Source organism: Jezberella montanilacus (assembly GCF_003003055.1).
Classification (GTDB): domain Bacteria; phylum Pseudomonadota; class Gammaproteobacteria; order Burkholderiales; family Burkholderiaceae_B; genus Zwartia; species Zwartia montanilacus.
Window position 1 is genome coordinate 241,912 of the sequence record NZ_PVTV01000013.1, and the last position, 17,630, is coordinate 259,541.

A 17,630-nucleotide genomic window follows, 5' to 3' on the forward strand; every position below is an offset into this window, starting at 1 on the left:
ATGACAAAACCATAAAACCTTCAAATCTGCCCGTAAAAATACCACCAGACTGCGGATACAAAACCCGTCAAGATCAGAAATCCCAGTGCGAGAAGCAGCTTATTGCCTCGCTCGCGCGCCTGCCGATTTAATCTCAATTCGTGCAAAATATCTGCAGACACGTCCCTTTGACTTAAGCGCTGATGAAGCAAGCGAGGAAACTCGGGCGTTAATTGTGCCCACTGCGTTGCCTCTTTAGCCATCTTGTTTCGAAAACCCTTGAACCCCATGCGCTCGTGCATCCAGCGCTCAAGGTAGGGCTTTGCTGTCATCCATAAGTCTAACTGCGGATCCAGCTCGCGACCCAATCCCTCTACATTTAACAAGGTTTTTTGCAATAACACTAATTGTGGCTGTATTTGCACATGAAACCGGCGCGACATCTGAAAAAGTCTTAGCAACACCTGCCCGAGCGAAATCTCAGCTAATGGTCTGTCGAAATAGGGCTCGCAGACGGCGCGAACGGCCGCCTCGAGCTCCTCTTCGCGGGTGTTCTCAGGAACCCAACCTGATTCAATATGTAATCTCGCGACGCGGCGGTAGTCTCGCTGAAAGAAAGCCAGAAAATTTTGCGCCAGGTAGTTTTTGTCGAACTCGGATAGTGAACCCACAATACCGAAATCGAGTGCGATATAGCGGCCTAAGGTCTCGGGTCTGTTGGATACAAAGATGTTACCTGGATGCATGTCTGCATGAAAAAAGCCATCACTGAACACTTGGGTAAAAAATATTTCGACCCCGGTTTGCGCTAACTTTGCAATGTCCACACCCGCTTCGCGCAGGCGATCGACTTGGCTAATCGGCAACCCATACATGCGTTCCATGGTGAAGACCGTTGTCGCGCAATAATCCCAAAACACTTCCGGCACCCAGAGAATGTCGCCTTTTTCAGTGCCGGGAGCAAAATTTCGTCTTAATTGGCTGCAGTTAGAAGCCTCGCGCAAGAGGTCGAGTTCATCATGCAGATGCTTGTCAAACTCGCCCACCACCTCTCGTGGCTTCAAGCGCTTGCCGTCGACCAACAGTCTTTCGACCAAGTTTGCAAGCGCCCGCATCAGGGATAAATCTTGTTCGATGACTTCACGCATGCCTGGGCGCAAAACCTTCACTGCGACTTGTCGCCCATCGTGCAAGGTAGCGAAGTGGACCTGCGCGACAGAGGCTGACGCAATCGGGTCTTTTTCGAAGTGTGCAAATAACTGATGCGGTGACGCGCCGAGGGCCAACTCGATGACTGCTGCGGCCTGATCTGAGGGAAACGGCTCAACCTGATCCTGCAAAAGGGCAAGTTCATCCGCGATATCTGGCGGGATGAGGTCTCTTCTTGTGGATAAGACTTGACCGAATTTTACGAATACGGGACCCAAACTCTGGAGCGCAAGTCGCAGGCGCATACCTCTTGGCATTTTGGGTCGTTTACCGAACCGCAGCAACTTGAGCAGAACCGCAGCAAAGGGATGACTAATGCCAGACAAGACAAGATCATCTAGCCGATATCGGTAAGCAATGAGAATAATACGGAGCAACCGCGTCCATGACATCATCGTGCGGGCCTGTCTTTCAGGCTACTTAGCTGCCTGGCTCGTCCCTCAAGCCCCGATTGGTTTTCAGAGAGTTTATCTAGCTTAAGCGTCAAACTGTTCACTGCGTGACGAAACGTCAAATAGGACTCTTTATCAGCCAGCGTTTTGGTTTCATAGACAAGGTATTCGGCAACATTTTGTTGGGTATTTTGAAAACCTGACCTGAGTGCTGCGGCTGCCCCACGCAAACCGCTGAAAATACGCGACGCGGGAATATCGCCGACTTGTTTCGCCAGCGCGTCCTCAAAATCAGGTCGCAGATCGCGAGCGAGGGTAGAAAGTGTTTGCGCCAAAGCAGCATCGCCCGATACCTTGAGGTTTGCTTGCATATCCTGCTTGGGGGCCAGTATTTTTTTTAAGGCAATGCCAGCGAGTGTCTCGGGGATATGGACCACTACATCCGGGTCCATCACTTGCGTGGCCGGCACCAATTGCCCACCATCGGTGATTGCAAGTGCCATCTCTGAATAAAGCCACGTAATTTGAAACGTCTTGCCCGCGTGCTGAGCAAGCAAGTCTGCCGCCCACGGCTGCTGCAGAGTCAGGCGATTGACACCCTGCGCCAGCAATTGAACACGTCGACCATCCCAGCTAGCGAATGGATCGAACAAATTGGGTTTCGAGTGAAGAGTCAAAACAAGTGACACAGTACGTAAAAACCCTCAGTTTAACGGTTTACCGGTCACTTTATCTTGCGCTTAACCCTTACCCCTCACACGAGTACTGGGACGGTAAGTTTTAACTCGCCAGTTCTACGGGTATCTGCTGAATCCCAGCAAGCATCCAACCGCCCTGTTCTGACTTATAGAGATTCCATATTTCTTCGAAGCGGAAGGCTTCGGTTTGTGGTTTCTCTCTGAGCATGCCTGAAAAACGAACGCTGGCGAGGTGACCATCAGTGACCTTCTCCATGCCAAGCAACTCAGCGTTGAGCATCACCACCTCGGTTTCATTGACACCTTGCCTACCGTCAAACTGCCCTTGTAGCGCTTTGATCAGATCATCAGTCAGGAACTGGTGCAATTGCGTGACATCGCCAGAGTCCCAGATCTTCTGGATGGCGACAAAATGTTTTTTTGCTTCTTGGATGAATGACTGAGTGTCAAAGTCTGCTGGGATAAACCACTTTGGCTCACTGTTTTCTGCCATCGGTGATCCGTTTGCCACGCCAGATGATGTAGCGACCGAAGTGCCGGAGGAGCCTGAAGCGGAGGCGTCTGCCTGGCGCCACATTTGCTGTGGGATTTGCTGAGCCGCTTGCTGCGGTACTGGCGCAGCTGCTTGCGGATAGGCGTTAGCCAATACGGACGCTGACTGGGTTTGCGCAGATTGACCCCTGCCTAAGAATAGCCGCATGACCAAGCGCAGGACAAAGAAAGCGAGCGCGGCAAAGATGACCAGCGTGAGGATCTCACCCATTGCACCACCGAAGCCAAGATGAGACATCAGCATACCGATGCCCAGGCCGGCAGCAATACCTGCCAAGGGGCCAAGAAATCTCGATGCGCCGGACCTTGGCGCAGCTGCGCTTGAAGGAGGCGCGCCAGCGGGCGCAGCCGAGCTGGGGGTCGCACTTTTTTGCGTCATCGTCGGTGCTGTACCTTTCATGGCACCTGAAGACTGGGTACCAACGCTCTTACCACCGCCAAGGCGAGCCGCATCGGACAGAGCCGGGGCAAACACCAAACTCAATCCGGCAGTAGCGATCGACGCTACGACGAGGTAGCGGGCAGACCATTTATAGAACCTGTTCAGTAAGGCAGAAAACATTAAAACCTCCGTCTGTGTGCAGGCGCAAAGCTGCGCATACGAAGCAACCTTACAGCAAGCTGAACATATTTGCAAGAGGAAGTACGAACTCCAAAGCAACGCTTAGGATAGCTTGATACCTTCATGCAGAGCCGTTAAGCCTGCAGACAAGTTGAAGTAATTGACCCGACTCAACCCGGCTTGCTCAAGCATCGCTTTGAGCGTTTGTTGATCAGGATGCATACGAATCGATTCAGCTAAATAGCGATAGCTCTCACTGTCTTTGGCTACTTTTTCGCCGAGCCACGGTAAAACCTTGAACGAATACCAGTCATAAAGCGGCGCTAACGGTTTCGCCACCTGTGAGAACTCGAGCACCAGCAACTTACCGCCCGGTGCCAAGACTCGAGCCATCTCTGCTAACGCTACCTCTTTATGCGTCATATTGCGAAGACCAAACGCTACGCTGACGCAATCGAAGTATCCGTCTGGGAAAGGCAGTTTTTCGGCATCGCACACCGCGACAGGTAAAAGTACACCTTCGTCAGTCAGGCGATCTCGCCCCACACTCAACATTGAATCGTTAATGTCAGTCAACCAGACTTCGCCTGTTGGCCCTGCCGCCTTTGCAAAGGCGCGCGCGAGATCACCGGTACCACCTGCAATGTCGAGCACCTTCATACCGGGCCGAATCCCTGCACGAGCAACCGTAAAGGCTTTCCAGACCCGATGCAAACCAGCTGACATGAGATCGTTCATGACGTCGTAGCGCTGAGCAACCGAATGAAAAACCTTGGCCACTTTGCGTGCTTTTTCGGATTCGTCTACGGTTTGGTAACCGAAATGAGTTTGATGTTCAGGCATGAGCTGTGATTTGGCTAATTTGGGCAGTTTGGCTAGAAGTTAAGTACCTATTATCGCAGGTTGCCATTCGCAAAAGCCCTGTTAATAACCTTGCGAACCAACTCAATGTCATAAACATGTCACATAATAGCCATACTATCGACATGCTGTTGACACTTAACCCCGAAATTCGAGCAGAAAACCCATGTCTAGCACCATCTTAGTCGTAGAAGACGAGCCCGCCATTCAGGAACTGATCGCCGTCAATCTGTCATTCGCGGGCCATAAGGTCTTGAGGGCATTTGATGCGCCCCAGGCTGAAACGCTCATCGGCGCTGAATTACCCGATCTGATTTTGCTCGACTGGATGCTGCCCGGTGCATCGGGACTCGCCCTCGCACGCAAATTACGCAATGAAGATCGAACCAAGATGGTCCCTGTCATCATGTTGACGGCCAAAGGATCTGAGCAGGATAAAGTGGACGGTCTGGAAGCAGGTGCGGATGACTACATCACCAAGCCATTTTCGCCGAAAGAACTGATGGCCAGGATCAAAGCTGTCCTTCGTCGTCGCGCGCCGCAATTGACAGATGATTTAATTGAAGCGGGCGGCTTGCGTTTAGACCCAGTATCCCATCGCCTGGCCGGTGGCGGGCAACCGCTGAATATCGGCCCCACCGAATTCCGGCTGCTGCATTTCTTCATGACACACCAAGAACGCGTTTTCTCGCGCGGCCAATTATTGGATCAAGTTTGGGGTGATCACGTGTTTGTTGAAGAACGAACCGTTGATGTGCATATTCGCCGTTTGCGCAAGGCACTAGAGCCAACTGGGCACGACATTCATGTCGAAACCGTGCGAGGCAGTGGTTATCGCTTTACCACCCAGGTCTCGCGGGTATAACAAACCAATCAGTGACGCGACAATGACACCATGAGATGGCCTTATCACTTGATCGTGGTCGCGTTTTTTTCGGGACTGGCAGAGCTCACTCAATACCTCTGGCAGCTATCGCTGGGCTGGTGGGTGCTTACCTTGAGCTGTGGCCTGGCGTTGGCGTCAAACGCCAAGTACAAAAAACGGCTTGAGCTCTGGATAAAGGAGTCGAATGGTGAGCGTCCCAGTCACTTAGGCCCCTTCGAATCACTCAGCCTGGACATTCACACAGAAAGAAAATCGCACGATTCTGCGCTAAGCGAAGCATATGAGACCAACGATGCCATCATGGCTGCTGCCCAAGCCTTGCCCATCGGGATCGTTACGATGGACAAAGATTTTCAAATTACGTGGGCTAACCAGACTGCTGAGGCGCTTCTGCATTTGAGGTTGCAGCAGGATCGCGGACATAGTTTGCTTAATTTATTGCGATCACCCGCGTTTGCGTCCTATGCCAATGCGCATGAGTGGGCAGAACCAGCGATTGTAAAAATTACTCGGGGTGGCCAAAGTCACAGCATCATGCTCAGACTGGTTAAATACTTGCGAGACCAGTATTTACTGATTGCCCGTGATCTCACTCAAATTGAAAAACTTGAAACGACGCGAAAAGATTTCGTTGCCAATGTATCGCATGAGCTCAGAACTCCCCTCACCGTCCTGACAGGTTTTGTCGAAACGTTAAAGGATGCCCCCGCCGACGCGCTGACGGCTGAACAGCGCGAGCAGTACTTCAATATGATGTATCAGCAGGCTCAGCGTATGGAAGCGCTGGTATCAGACCTTTTGACACTATCCAACATTGAGACCTCACCAAGCGCGGCGTTCGCGAAGGTGGATATGGATGCGCTGATCGAGCAAGAACGCCAACAAATCGAGGCACTGTCTGCGAAGCGCCATCGACTCGAGTGGGACATCACACCTGACTTGCATGTTTATGGCGACCGGGCAGAACTGGCGTCGGCCTTATTGAATCTGATGACCAATGCGGTTCGCTACACGCCGGCTGATGGTCTAATAAAAATCCGCTGGGCGCCCGAAATCGATGGCGGCGCAAAATTTAGCGTAATAGACAACGGCATTGGCATCGCGTCCGAACATATCCCGCGTTTGAGTGAACGCTTCTATCGAGTGGATCGTGGTCGATCCAGAGAAGTGGGGGGTACGGGTTTGGGTCTCGCGATTGCAAAACATATCGCCCTGCGCCATGAAACTGCTCTCGATATCCAAAGCAAACTTGGGCAAGGCAGCACCTTCAGTCTGATTTTTCCGCCAGAAAGACTTGTCAGCACCGACACAAGCAAGGCAAGCGAGGAAACGGTTTCAGCCTCCTGACAAAAAGGATAAACTTCCGAGATATCGCTTCAACCACTCAGGAGATTATCAATGAGCGCTCAAACAGCTATGCCGCCGTTTCACCTTGCTTTCCCGGTTCGTGATCTGGAAGAAGCTCGTCGCTTCTATGCCGGCGTACTAGGCTGTGGCGAAGGCAGAAGCTCCTCTGAGTGGATTGACTTCGATTTTTATGGTCATCAGATCGTCGCCCATCTTTCACCTGAAGAATGCGGTCATAAACAAACGAGTGCCGTTGACTCGCACAACGTACCTGTTCGTCATTTTGGTGCAGTCTTATCGATCCCTGAATGGGAAGTAATGGCTGACAAGCTTCGTGCGATTGGTACGAAATTCATTATCGAACCTTATATCCGGTTTAAAGGTGAAGTGGGTGAGCAAGCGACCATGTTTTTTCTGGATCCGTCAGGCAATGCCATCGAGTTCAAAGCCTTTAAGAACATGGAGTCCCTGTTTGCCAAATAAGGCAGCTTGATGACACAGCCAGCGCATAAAAACATAGTGCTCCTGCACCCCAGCTATCAAATTCGAGCACAGGGTGATCGTTGCCTCAGCATCGATTTCGGAGACAGCATTAGTGCTGAAACAGGGCGTATCTGTCTGAGTGCTGCGGCAAGCTTTCGGCACGCTGCCTTAGCTGGGGTGATTGATATCACCCCCTCCTTTAATTCAGTTGCCCTGCACTACTTGCCGTTTGCGCATCCAGCAAGCTCGGGTTCGACAGATCCACAGACGTTCGAGGTGATTTCTTTCGAGTCGCTGTCACGCAAGGTATCCGCCTTAATCGACGCTGGCTTGCCTGAGATCGGTCAACTTGCCCGAACCGTAGAGATCCCCGTTTGCTACGGCGGTGAATATGGGCCTGACCTGTCCTTCGTTGCCAGTCAGACCGGTCTGACCGAAACACAAGTCATTGAGCGTCATTCAAACAGCGACGTCATGGTGTTTACACTCGGCTTTGCGCCAGGCCTACCCTATATTGGTGTGCACGATCCGATTTTTGCTATCCCAAGGCGAGACACCCCGCGCACAGCAGTTCCTGCAGGGTCAGTCGCTGTTGCCAATCGACAGAGCACGATTTACCCGAATCTGCTGCCGGGTGGGTGGCATATTCTCGGCGCTACACCGCTCGCGATGTTTGCTGTTGACCGAGCACCTCCGTCGCGACTCATGCCTGGTGATTCGGTCAAATTTGTGCCAATCACTGAGACTCAATTCGATGAAATGCGGAAGACACAGGGGTTGCCGTTGTGACGATGCATTTCATCAAGCCAGGGATGTTATCGACCTTTCAAGACATGGGTCGAATCGGCTTTCAGCACCTGGGGGTGCCGACGGCTGGTCCCATGGACAGGCGATCGCATCAGTTGGCGAATCTTCTGGTTGGCAATCCAGTCTCTCTGGCAAGCCTGGAAATGACGCTGACTGGCCCGACTATCGATTTCTCAAGCGCCTGCTGTATTGCAATCGCTGGGGCAGATTTAAGCCCAAAGATCAACGACGAACCTGCTGCAATGAATCGGCCCCTGATTCTGCGCGAGGGTGACCGGTTGTCTTTCGGGGCCAGAGTGCGGGGCGCGAGAGCCTATCTGGCTATCCATGGTGGCTATCAGCTTGACCCGGTTCTCAACAGCACCAGCACTTACCTTCGTAGTGCGATGGGCGGCTATCACGGCCGTGCCTTGAAGCGTGACGATCGTGTCGAATTAAACAAGACACTGTCGCCGGCTGCGTTAAGCAGTCTGGCGCAAGACTTATGGAACATCCGCATCTATTTGCCAGCGCCAGTAACCGAGCAACCAAGAGATCGAATCCGCATCATCAAGAGTAATCAGTGGGTCGATTTCACACCAGAAAGTTGCATCGCGATGCTAACTGAAACGTTTCGGATCAGCCCTGACTCTGAACGCATGGGTTACCGTCTTGCAGGCCCCACTCTCTCCCTTTCGACGCCTCGTCAAATGATCTCTGAGGCAACTACTTTCGGTACGATACAAGTGCCAGCCGGTGGGCAACCGATTGTGTTGATGGCTGATACTCAAACAACTGGCGGCTATCCCAAGATAGCCTACGTTGCCAGTGTTGATCTGCCTTTGCTCGCACAAATGGTGCCTGGCGATCATGTTAGATTTGAGAGTATCAAACTTGAAAACGCACAGACCCTTGACTTGGCAAGGACGACTGCTTTTGAGAGACTCGCACAGACTCTCAAACCCATTGAACAACTGATCACGGCACACGTGATTTAGCAAGACCTTGACAGCGCGGGCTATGTTTCAATTTAAGACCACAGGAATCAACAGAAAATGACTTTGCGTATCGATTTGAATTGTGACATGGGCGAGAGCTACGGTGCCTGGAAAATGGGTAACGACGAGGCGATTCTGCCCTTTGTTTCATCCGCGAACATTGCCTGTGGCTTTCACGGAGGCGATCCAGCGACGATGCGTAAAACGGTCGCGGCTGCAATCAAAAACAAAGTTGGTATCGGTGCGCATCCTGGCCTGCCGGATCTGCAAGGGTTTGGGCGCCGCGACATGAAAATCACTGACCAGGAGGCCTACGACATGATGGTCGTGCAAATCGGCTCTCTAGCGGCTGTCGCGGCATCGCAAGGCGCAAAGTTACAGCATGTCAAAGCACACGGCCAGCTCTACAACATGGCAGTAAAAAACGAAGGTTTGACGCGGGCACTCGCCCAAGCAGTCTACGATGTCGACAAGAGTCTGGTCTTCTTCGGTTTAGCAGCAAGCAACATGATATCGATTGCCGAAAAAATAGGCTTGACCGCCAAAAGCGAAGTCTTCGGCGACAGAACCTATCAGCCTGACGGCACCTTGACACCTAGAACTCAGCCGGGTGCCATGATCACCGACGTGAAGCAAACCATCGCTCAAGTACTGCAAATGATCAAGACGGGCACGCTAACAGCCCAGGACGGCACCGTCGTGAAGGTGCGCGCCGATACCTTGTGTATTCATGGCGATCAGCCCGGCGCGGTTGAGTTTGCTAAAGCAATCAGGCAGGCGTTACAGGCAGAGGGTATTGAGGTTGGTTTTTAGGGATTTTCTAACGGTCCCAACTATTTACGCATAAATAGCTAAACCAACACTCTTTCAATCCCGCCGTCGTTAGCCCGTGCCACATAATCCTCAAGCCAGTTAGGGCCAAGTATATGTCTTGCCATTTCAACGACGATGTAATCAGATTTAGCACCCGTATCTTCTTCGAAGCGCGATAAACCTTGCAAGCATGCTGGGCATGAGGTCAGCATTTTGACCTCGCCGGTGTAGCCATCGCTCCGAATGGTTGCTGTGTTTTTGTGCAGCTCTTCTTCTTTACGATAACGGATCTGTGTAGAAATATCGGGTCTGGACGCTGCCAAGGTACCCGCCTCGCCACAGCAACGATCGGTTTTAATCGTCGAGTCGCCGACCAGCGATTTGACGGTTTTCATCGGATCTTGCAGTTTCATTGGTGAGTGGCAAGGATCGTGATACATGTATCTGACGCCCTGCACGCCTTCAAGCTTGATGTTCTTTTCCAGCAAATATTCGTGGATATCAATCAGGCGACAGCCAGGGAATATTTTCTCGAATTCGTACCCCGCCAACTGGTCGTAACAAGTACCACAGCTGACAACAACCGTTTTGATATCCAGGTAATTGAGCGTGTTCGCAACACGATGGAAAAGCACACGATTGTCAGTGATGATTTGATCAGCTTTGTCTTTCATGCCACTGCCGCGCTGGGGATAGCCGCAACACAAATATCCAGGAGGCAGCACCGTTTGCACGCCTGCATGCCAGAGCATGGCTTGTGTTGCAAGGCCTACCTGCGAAAACAATCTTTCAGACCCACAACCTGGGAAGTAGAAAACCGCCTCGGTCTCTGCAGTTTGCTTGGGATCCCGAATAATGGGGACGTAGTTTGCATCCTCAATATCGAGCAACTTGCGAGCAGTCTGCTTGGGTAAACCGCCAGGCATTTTTTTGTTGATGAAATGCACAACCTGCTCGCGAATCGGGGGCTTACCGATTGTTGCGGGGGGCTTTTCAGTTTGTTTGCGAGCAAACTTGGACAAGAAATCATGGGCGATTCGTTGCGCTTTATAAGCGACACCGACCATGGCTGTGCGAGTCGCATTGATCGTCGCGGGATCTTTGGCATTCAGGAAGAACATGGCGGCAGTCGTGCCTGGATTGAACGATTTGTGGCCCATGCGGCGCAACAAGGCGCGCATATTCATAGACACATCACCGAAATCAATGTCGACCGGGCAGGGGTTATAGCACTTGTGACAGGCGGTACAGTGATCCGCTACGTCTTCAAACTCTTCCCAGTGCTTCAGACTGATCCCACGACGCGTTTGCTCTTCGTACAAAAACGCTTCTATCAACAAGGAAGTTGCCAGGATTTTGTTTCGAGGCGAATAAAGCAGATTGGCGCGTGGCACATGCGTCGCGCAAACAGGCTTGCATTTACCGCAGCGCAAACAGTCTTTGATCGAGTGACTAATGGCGCCGATATCGCTCTGCTGCATGATCAGGGACTCGTGCCCCATCAAACCGAAGCTCGGTGTCCAGGCGTTACGCAGATCTGCACCGGGCATCAACTTGCCGGCATTGAAATGATCGTCGGGATCGATTTCTCGCTTGTACTTCTGAAACGGGTCGAGCTCTTCTTGAGTCAAGAATTCGTATTTAGTCAGACCAATGCCGTGCTCGCCCGAGATCACGCCATCCAGGTTACGAGCAATCTGCATGATGCGCTCGACCGTCTCATTGGCCTCTTGCAACATCTCGTAGTCGTCAGAGTTGACAGGGATATTAGTGTGGACATTACCGTCGCCTGCATGCATGTGCAAGGCCACGAACACCCTGCTCTTCAGTATCTTTTCGTGAACAGCATATAGGTCAGTTAACACTGGCGAAAAATCAGTGCCGCCAAACAGGCCTTCAAGGGCGGCTTTAACTTCGAGCTTCCAGGAAATCCGGATGGTTCGGTCTTGCACGACGTCAAAAATTCGCGCTTCGGGTTGATGGCTCAAACGCTCTTGCAATACCGGCACTAAAGCCTCGTAGCCGAACTGATTCAACGCCCCCGTTGCAGTTGCCACCTCTTGATCAAGGTGAGCCAGAACCCACTGCCAGCGAACCCTGACCGTTTCCAGCAAATCGATCGCAGCGTCACGCTTTTCATTCAACGCTTCTTCAATCGATACGCCTTCTTCGGTCGCGCGATTCATTTTTGCGATTGGCAAGTTTCCCGACAAGGCGCTATGCAAACCATCCAACAGGCGCAGTTTGTTTTTAATCGAAAGTTCGATATTGATGCGTTCGATCTCGTCGGTGTACTCGCCCATCCTATCAAGCGGGATCACAACATCTTCGTTGATCTTGAAGGCATTGGTATGCCGCGCAATCGCGGCAGTACGTGAGCGATCCAACCAGAACTTTTTACGCGCTTCTGCGCTGACTGCAATGAAACCCTCGCCATGGCGGGTATTGGCCAAGCGCACGACTTCGCTCGTTGCAGCGGCTACGACAGACTCATCATCACCCACGATGTCACCAAACAGCACCATCTTAGGCAAGAGACCGCGCTTGCTCTTGGTGGAGTATCCGACGGCACGAAGATAGCGCTCGTCCAGATGCTCAAGACCAGCAAGCAGTGCTCCTTTAGTTCGCCCTTCGCCATCCAAGTAGTTTTTGATTTCGACAATTGATGGGATAGCATCGCGTGCCTGACCAAAAAACTCAAGACAGACCGTACGCGTATGGGTGGGCATACGGTGCAAAACCCAGCGGGCTGCTGTGATCAGACCGTCGCAACCTTCTTTCTGTACGCCTGGCAAACCAGACAGGAACTTATCGGTTACATCTTTACCCAGACCTGCCTTACGGAACCGTGCGCCTTCAATCTCTAGCAAGCGCGTACGCAATACTTTTTCGCCTGCTGGAAACAAGCCATCTGACCATTTCAGCTCAAAACGCACCAAGCCAGCATCGTGGATTTTTCCAAGGTTATGCTCAATACGCGTGACGTCAAGCCAATTGCCATTGGGATCCACCATGCGCCACCAGGCGAGATTGTCGAGCGCTGTGCCCCAAAGCACTGCCTTCTTGCCGCCGGCATTCATGGCGACGTTACCGCCCACACAGGAGGCGTCTGCAGAGGTGGGGTCGACCGCAAACACGAACCCGGCAAGCTCAGCCGCTTCTGATACACGCTTAGTCACAACGCCCGCACCTGCCCGCACGGTTGCCACTTTTGAATCAACACCGGGCAAATCGATCAGTTCAACGACACCCAGGGTATCAAGTTTTTCGGTGTTAATGACTGCTGACTTCCATGTCAACGGGATGGCGCCACCTGTATAGCCGGTACCGCCCCCGCGGGGGACAATCGTCAGCCCTAGTTCAATACAGCCACGCACAAGCCCTGCAATTTCAGTCTCTGTGTCAGGTGTCAGTACAACAAAGGGGTACTCAACTCGCCAGTCTGTCGCATCGGTCACGTGAGACACGCGAGACAAACCGTCAAACTTGATATTGTCGCGCGCCGTCAGTTTGCCCAGCACCCGCTTAACCCGCGCACGCAACTCGGCAGTTCTGTCGAACTCAGCCTCAAACGTGCTGACCGCCTGGCGAGCCCGCTTGAGCAAAGCGGCGACTTTATCGTCTCTTGTTGTGACCTCTGTATCCCTGCGCTTATCTACCTCAGCCAAACGATGCTGCATCGCCTGTATCAGCATGGCGCGACGCTTGGGGTTGTCAAGTAAATCGTCTTGTAAATAGGGGTTTCGTCGAACCACCCAAATATCACCAAGTACCTCGTACAACATCCGCGCCGAACGCCCTGTTCTGCGCTCACCACGCAAATCGAAGAGCAATGCCCACGCATCATCACCCAACAAACAACGAACCACCTCTTTGTCAGAAAAAGAGGTGTAGTTGTAGGGGATTTCGCGCAAGCGAGCCTGACCTTCGGTCTGGGGCTCAGCTTTCAAGTATTGGCTGGCAAGGGGGGCGTTCATTCGCTGGGGATAACTCTTCTAATTTGATGCAAACCTTAGTGTAAGTCATCCCTTTGTTTTACCAAAAATAACCCCACGATCAGCTTGACTGCTCGTTTATTGATCGGCCATGGGATAATCAGAGCAACACTTTCTCAGCCAAGATACTTGCCTCCATGTCTACCGATTACCTTAAACGCATCCTGACCTCAAAAGTCTACGATGTTGCCATTGAAACCCCTCTAGAAATCGCCCCTCAAACGTCGCAACGCTCAGGCAACACCATTTTGCTCAAGCGCGAAGATACGCAAGCGGTATTTAGCTTCAAGCTGAGGGGCGCTTATAACAAAATGGCTCATCTACCGGGGTCAGCTTTGGCAAAAGGGGTGATTGCAGCATCAGCGGGCAATCATGCGCAAGGGGTAGCGCTATCAGCACAAAAACTCGGCTGCAAGGCGTTGATTGTCATGCCAACCACGACACCTCAGGTAAAAATCAACGCCGTAAGAGCGTTGGGCGCCGAGGTCATTCTGTGGGGCGATAGTTTCTCTGACGCCTATAGCCACGCGGCGATGCTCGAGAAAAAGCTACAGATGACGTTTGTCCATCCTTTCGATGATCCCGACGTGATTGCAGGGCAAGGGACGATCGGCATGGAGATCCTGCGACAGCATGCAGACCCGATCGATGTCATTTTTGTAGCAGTAGGCGGTGGTGGTCTCATTAGCGGTATTGCTGCCTACATTAAACAACTCCGACCCGAAATCAAAATCATTGGTGTACAAACGTTTGACTCAGACGCCATGATGCGAAGCGTAAAAGCCGGCAAACGGGTGCACTTGAATGAAGTTGGATTGTTTTCGGACGGCACAGCCGTCAAGCTGGTGGGCGCAGAAACCTTCCGCTTAGCCAAGCAATATGTTGACGACTATATCTGTGTGGATACCGACGCCATTTGTGCCGCGATAAAAGACGTGTTTCAGGATACGCGTTGCGTGCTGGAGCCCGCAGGAGCGCTTGCACTGGCAGGTGCCAAACAGTATGCAATCAATCATAAAATGAAGGGGCGAACCCTGATCGCCATTGCTTGCGGCGCGAATATGAATTTCGACCGACTGCGCTTTGTCGCCGAACGGGCAGAGGTCGGCGAGGCACGTGAAGCGGTCTTCGCCGTGACCTTGCCCGAGCAGCCTGGCAGTTTTCGGGCATTGTGCGAGCTGGTCGGTAACCGCAATGTGACGGAATTCAACTACAGAATGTCCGATACCAAACAAGCACATGTCTTTGTTGGTATTCACATCAATAACGCGTCTGAACCCGACAGAATCGCCCATGGCTTTCGCAAGCACGGCTTTGACACGATTGATCTGACGCAAGACGAAATGGCCAAAACGCATTTGCGCCATATGGTGGGCGGCAAATCCGGTCTGGCAGCCAATGAGGTTCTTTATCGCTTTGAGTTCCCCGAACGTCCCGGGGCGCTATTGAGGTTTCTCAACTCAATGAAACCCACCTGGAACATCAGCCTGTTTCATTACCGCAATCAGGGCGTAGACTTCGGCCAGGTTCTCGTGGGCATCCAGCTACCTTTTGGGCAAAAGAAAGCCTTCAGATTGTTCCTTGAAGAGGTTGGCTACCCTTATTGCAACGAAACCGACAATCCAGCCTATCGGTTGTTTTTATAGCGGCGATGCTTAACAGTAGGCACGCTTAGTCGTTGGCCAGGGCCAGTCACCATCAACGTCGAACTTTGACCGTACTGCTCACGCCGCGGGCACGGGTTCTAGCCTGCTCGACGGTCGGGGCGTAAGCCAAGCCCACACCCATGCGACGCTTAACGAACGACTCTGGCTTACCAAACAGACGAAGGTCAGTGCAGGGTTCAAGCAAGGCCTGCGCCACGCCTTCAAAGTGAACGCCTTTGGCATCTACCCCGCCATAAATCACACTGCTTGCCGCAGGGCTGCGTAAGGATGTGTCGACGGGGAGCCCAAGAATTGCCCGCGCATGCAGCTCGAATTCGCTTTGCATCTGCGACACGAGCGTTACGAGACCGGTGTCGTGCGGGCGTGGGCTGACCTCTGAAAACCAGACTTCATCGCCTGAGACAAATAGCTCAACCCCGAATAGGCCTTGGCCCCCCAGGTTGGCGGTTACCTCTGAGGCAATCTGACGTGAGCGCTCTAGGGCAACCTGTGACATCTTTTGAGGTTGCCAGCTTTCGACGTAATCCCCGTCCACCTGAAGATGCCCAATCGGCGCACAAAAGTGGGTCGTCACGTTGCCATCTGCCCCAACCGCACGCACAGTCAGTAAGGTAATTTCATACTCGAACTGAATGAAGCCCTCAACAATGACTCTGTCAGCACCTACACGACCGCCCTGCTTGGCTTTGGACCAGGCGGCTTCAACATCCTCAGGCCCTCGCAACACGGATTGCCCCTTGCCTGACGAGGACATCACCGGTTTCACCAAGCACGGATATTTGACGTAGTCGGCGGCGTCACGAAGTTGCTCTGGTGAATCGGCAAAGCGGTAGGGCGACGTCGGCAAGCCGAGGGTTTCAGCAGCTAACCGGCGAATGCCCTCCCGGTTCATGGTTAGCTGCGCGGCGCGAGCTGTCGGTGTCACACGGATTTGACCTGCCGCCTCGAGCTCGACGAGCAAATCGGTTGCGATGGCCTCAATCTCGGGCACGACAAGATGAGGCTTTTCAAGATCAATAATTCGTCTCAGTGCGTCGCGATCCGTCATGGCGATGACATGCGCCCGGTGCGCCACCTGCTGCCCCGGTGCGTCGGCATAGCGATCCACTGCGATCACTTCTACGCCCAGTCTTTGCAAACAGATGATCACTTCCTTGCCCAGTTCGCCAGATCCAAGCAGCATGACCCTCAAGGCGCTAGAAGAGCCAGGCGTACCCAGCTTCGGCGTAAAAGCAGAGACGTCTGTAATGGAATCAGGATAGGCAGTTGACATATCGCTCTCGGTAAATAAACAGGTCACTCATTGCGAAAGATCGCTTTTGAATCATTTAAATCGTGATAATCGATACTTTAGCCTGACCTGAACAAGGGAGGCTGGGACGAAGCACCTAACGAAAGGCTAAAATTGTTAAATGTCGTCCTTTAACCCAGATCAATCCGCCAAAACCCTGGCGTCCGCCTTACAAACACTTCAACTCGAGGCCAACGCTATCCTCGAGCTACGGTCGCGGCTCGACGCGACATTTGTCACGGCAGTAGAACTCATGCTCGGTTGCACAGGTCGGGTGGTGGTCTGTGGCCTTGGTAAAACAGGTCATATCGCCCGCAAAATAGCAGCCACCCTGGCATCAACTGGCACGCGCGCTTTCTTTTTACACGCTGCAGAGGCCATCCACGGTGATATCGGCATGTTGGCTCAAGAAGACGTGCTGCTAACTGTTTCTTACTCTGGTGAAGGCCATGAAATTCTGACCATTCTGCCGGCAGCGCACCGCCTTGGGGTAAAAGTCATCGCAATGACGGGCAATCCTCAGTCTGAACTCGCCAGACTGGCTGACATTCACCTGGATGTCTCAGTGAGCCAAGAAGCTTGCCCTCTTAATCTGGCGCCGACATCCAGCACAACGACTGCTCTGGCTTTGGGGGATGCGCTCGCAGTGGCTTGTCTCGGAAGTCGTCATTTTGATGCGACGGATTTCGCCAGATCGCACCCCGGCGGGGCTTTGGGGCGAAAACTGTTGACGCGTGTATCGGACGTGATGAGAACTGGCAGCGCCTTGCCCACCGTTTCAGAAAGTGCGACCGTCTCTCAAGCGCTTGAAGAAATGTCCCACAAAGGCATGGGCATGACCATCGTCATAGGTAAGTCGAACAAACCCGTAGGCATTTTTACAGACGGCGATCTGCGCCGCTTAATCGAACGTGCTGGCGATGTGCGTGGACTTCAGGTTTCAGCTGGGATGGGTAAACAACCTCGTCACATCACTGCGAATGCGCTTGCCGTAGACGCAGCAGCGCTGATGGATAGCCAAAGAATCAGCCAAATGCTCGTTTTAGACGATTCCGGCAACCTCACCGGTGCCATTCATATGCATGATTTAATGGCAGCTAAGGTAATCTAG

General features: G+C 52.6%; 14 protein-coding genes. 8 read left to right on the forward strand and 6 right to left on the reverse strand.

The window, feature by feature from the left end:
• Positions 1-20: 20 nt before the first annotated feature.
• The 4 genes from ubiB to ubiE all read right to left on the reverse strand — a co-directional run bounded on the left by ubiB (position 21) and on the right by ubiE (position 4,235).
• Positions 21-1,583, reverse strand: a complete 1,563-nt coding sequence (gene ubiB, locus BCM14_RS08835; protein WP_106227645.1) for a ubiquinone biosynthesis regulatory protein kinase UbiB — start codon at positions 1,581-1,583, stop codon at positions 21-23.
• Positions 1,580-2,233 carry a ubiquinone biosynthesis accessory factor UbiJ gene (locus tag BCM14_RS08840; RefSeq protein ID WP_259673513.1) on the reverse strand — a complete coding sequence of 218 codons (654 nt, stop codon included), beginning with the start codon at positions 2,231-2,233 and terminating at the stop codon, positions 1,580-1,582. The genes ubiB and BCM14_RS08840 overlap by 4 nt, the downstream gene beginning before the upstream one ends.
• Before the next feature lie 127 nt (positions 2,234-2,360).
• Entirely contained in the window at positions 2,361-3,392 is a 1,032-nt protein-coding gene (locus BCM14_RS08845; protein WP_106227647.1) for a Tim44 domain-containing protein, read from the reverse strand.
• Between the two features lie 102 nt (positions 3,393-3,494).
• Positions 3,495-4,235, reverse strand: coding sequence for a bifunctional demethylmenaquinone methyltransferase/2-methoxy-6-polyprenyl-1,4-benzoquinol methylase UbiE (gene ubiE, locus BCM14_RS08850; RefSeq protein ID WP_106227648.1), 741 nt, complete (start codon positions 4,233-4,235; stop codon positions 3,495-3,497).
• A 184-nt stretch (positions 4,236-4,419) separates the two neighbouring features.
• Here ubiE and phoB point away from each other — a divergent pair, with 184 nt between their 5' ends.
• From phoB to BCM14_RS08880, 6 genes are read left to right on the forward strand one after another with little or no spacing between them, the layout of a single operon-like run.
• On the forward strand, positions 4,420-5,118 hold the full coding sequence (gene phoB / locus BCM14_RS08855) for a phosphate regulon transcriptional regulator PhoB (RefSeq protein WP_106227649.1): 699 nt from the start codon (positions 4,420-4,422) through the stop codon (positions 5,116-5,118).
• 30 nt (positions 5,119-5,148) lie between these two features.
• A complete protein-coding gene (gene phoR, locus BCM14_RS08860) occupies positions 5,149-6,486 on the forward strand; it encodes a phosphate regulon sensor histidine kinase PhoR (RefSeq protein ID WP_106227650.1) in 1,338 nt (445 codons plus the stop codon).
• Between the two features lie 51 nt (positions 6,487-6,537).
• Positions 6,538-6,969, forward strand: a complete 432-nt coding sequence (locus BCM14_RS08865; protein ID WP_106227651.1) for a VOC family protein — start codon at positions 6,538-6,540, stop codon at positions 6,967-6,969.
• A 9-nt stretch (positions 6,970-6,978) separates the two neighbouring features.
• Positions 6,979-7,758: a 5-oxoprolinase subunit PxpB gene (pxpB, locus tag BCM14_RS08870; RefSeq protein WP_106227652.1), complete on the forward strand. Its 780-nt coding sequence runs from the start codon at positions 6,979-6,981 to the stop codon at positions 7,756-7,758.
• Entirely contained in the window at positions 7,755-8,753 is a 999-nt protein-coding gene (locus tag BCM14_RS08875) for a 5-oxoprolinase subunit C family protein (protein WP_106227653.1), read from the forward strand. Before pxpB ends, BCM14_RS08875 begins: the two co-directional genes overlap by 4 nt.
• A gap of 57 nt (positions 8,754-8,810) precedes the next feature.
• The gene (locus tag BCM14_RS08880) at positions 8,811-9,566 is read left to right on the forward strand and encodes a LamB/YcsF family protein (RefSeq protein WP_106227654.1); all 756 of its coding nucleotides are present in this window, start codon (positions 8,811-8,813) and stop codon (positions 9,564-9,566) included.
• 38 nt (positions 9,567-9,604) lie between these two features.
• Here the strand turns inward: BCM14_RS08880 and BCM14_RS08885 are convergent, their stop codons facing one another.
• A complete protein-coding gene (locus BCM14_RS08885; RefSeq protein WP_106227655.1) occupies positions 9,605-13,543 on the reverse strand; it encodes a DUF3683 domain-containing protein in 3,939 nt (1,312 codons plus the stop codon).
• 155 nt (positions 13,544-13,698) lie between these two features.
• Here BCM14_RS08885 and ilvA point away from each other — a divergent pair, with 155 nt between their 5' ends.
• A complete protein-coding gene (ilvA, locus tag BCM14_RS08890; RefSeq protein WP_106227656.1) occupies positions 13,699-15,207 on the forward strand; it encodes a threonine ammonia-lyase, biosynthetic in 1,509 nt (502 codons plus the stop codon).
• Positions 15,208-15,259: 52 nt separating this feature from the next.
• On the opposite strand, the gene purT is transcribed toward ilvA, so the two are convergent.
• Positions 15,260-16,501, reverse strand: coding sequence for a formate-dependent phosphoribosylglycinamide formyltransferase (gene purT / locus BCM14_RS08895; protein ID WP_106227657.1), 1,242 nt, complete (start codon positions 16,499-16,501; stop codon positions 15,260-15,262).
• 139 nt (positions 16,502-16,640) lie between these two features.
• Here purT and BCM14_RS08900 point away from each other — a divergent pair, with 139 nt between their 5' ends.
• Entirely contained in the window at positions 16,641-17,630 is a 990-nt protein-coding gene (locus BCM14_RS08900; protein ID WP_106227658.1) for a KpsF/GutQ family sugar-phosphate isomerase, read from the forward strand.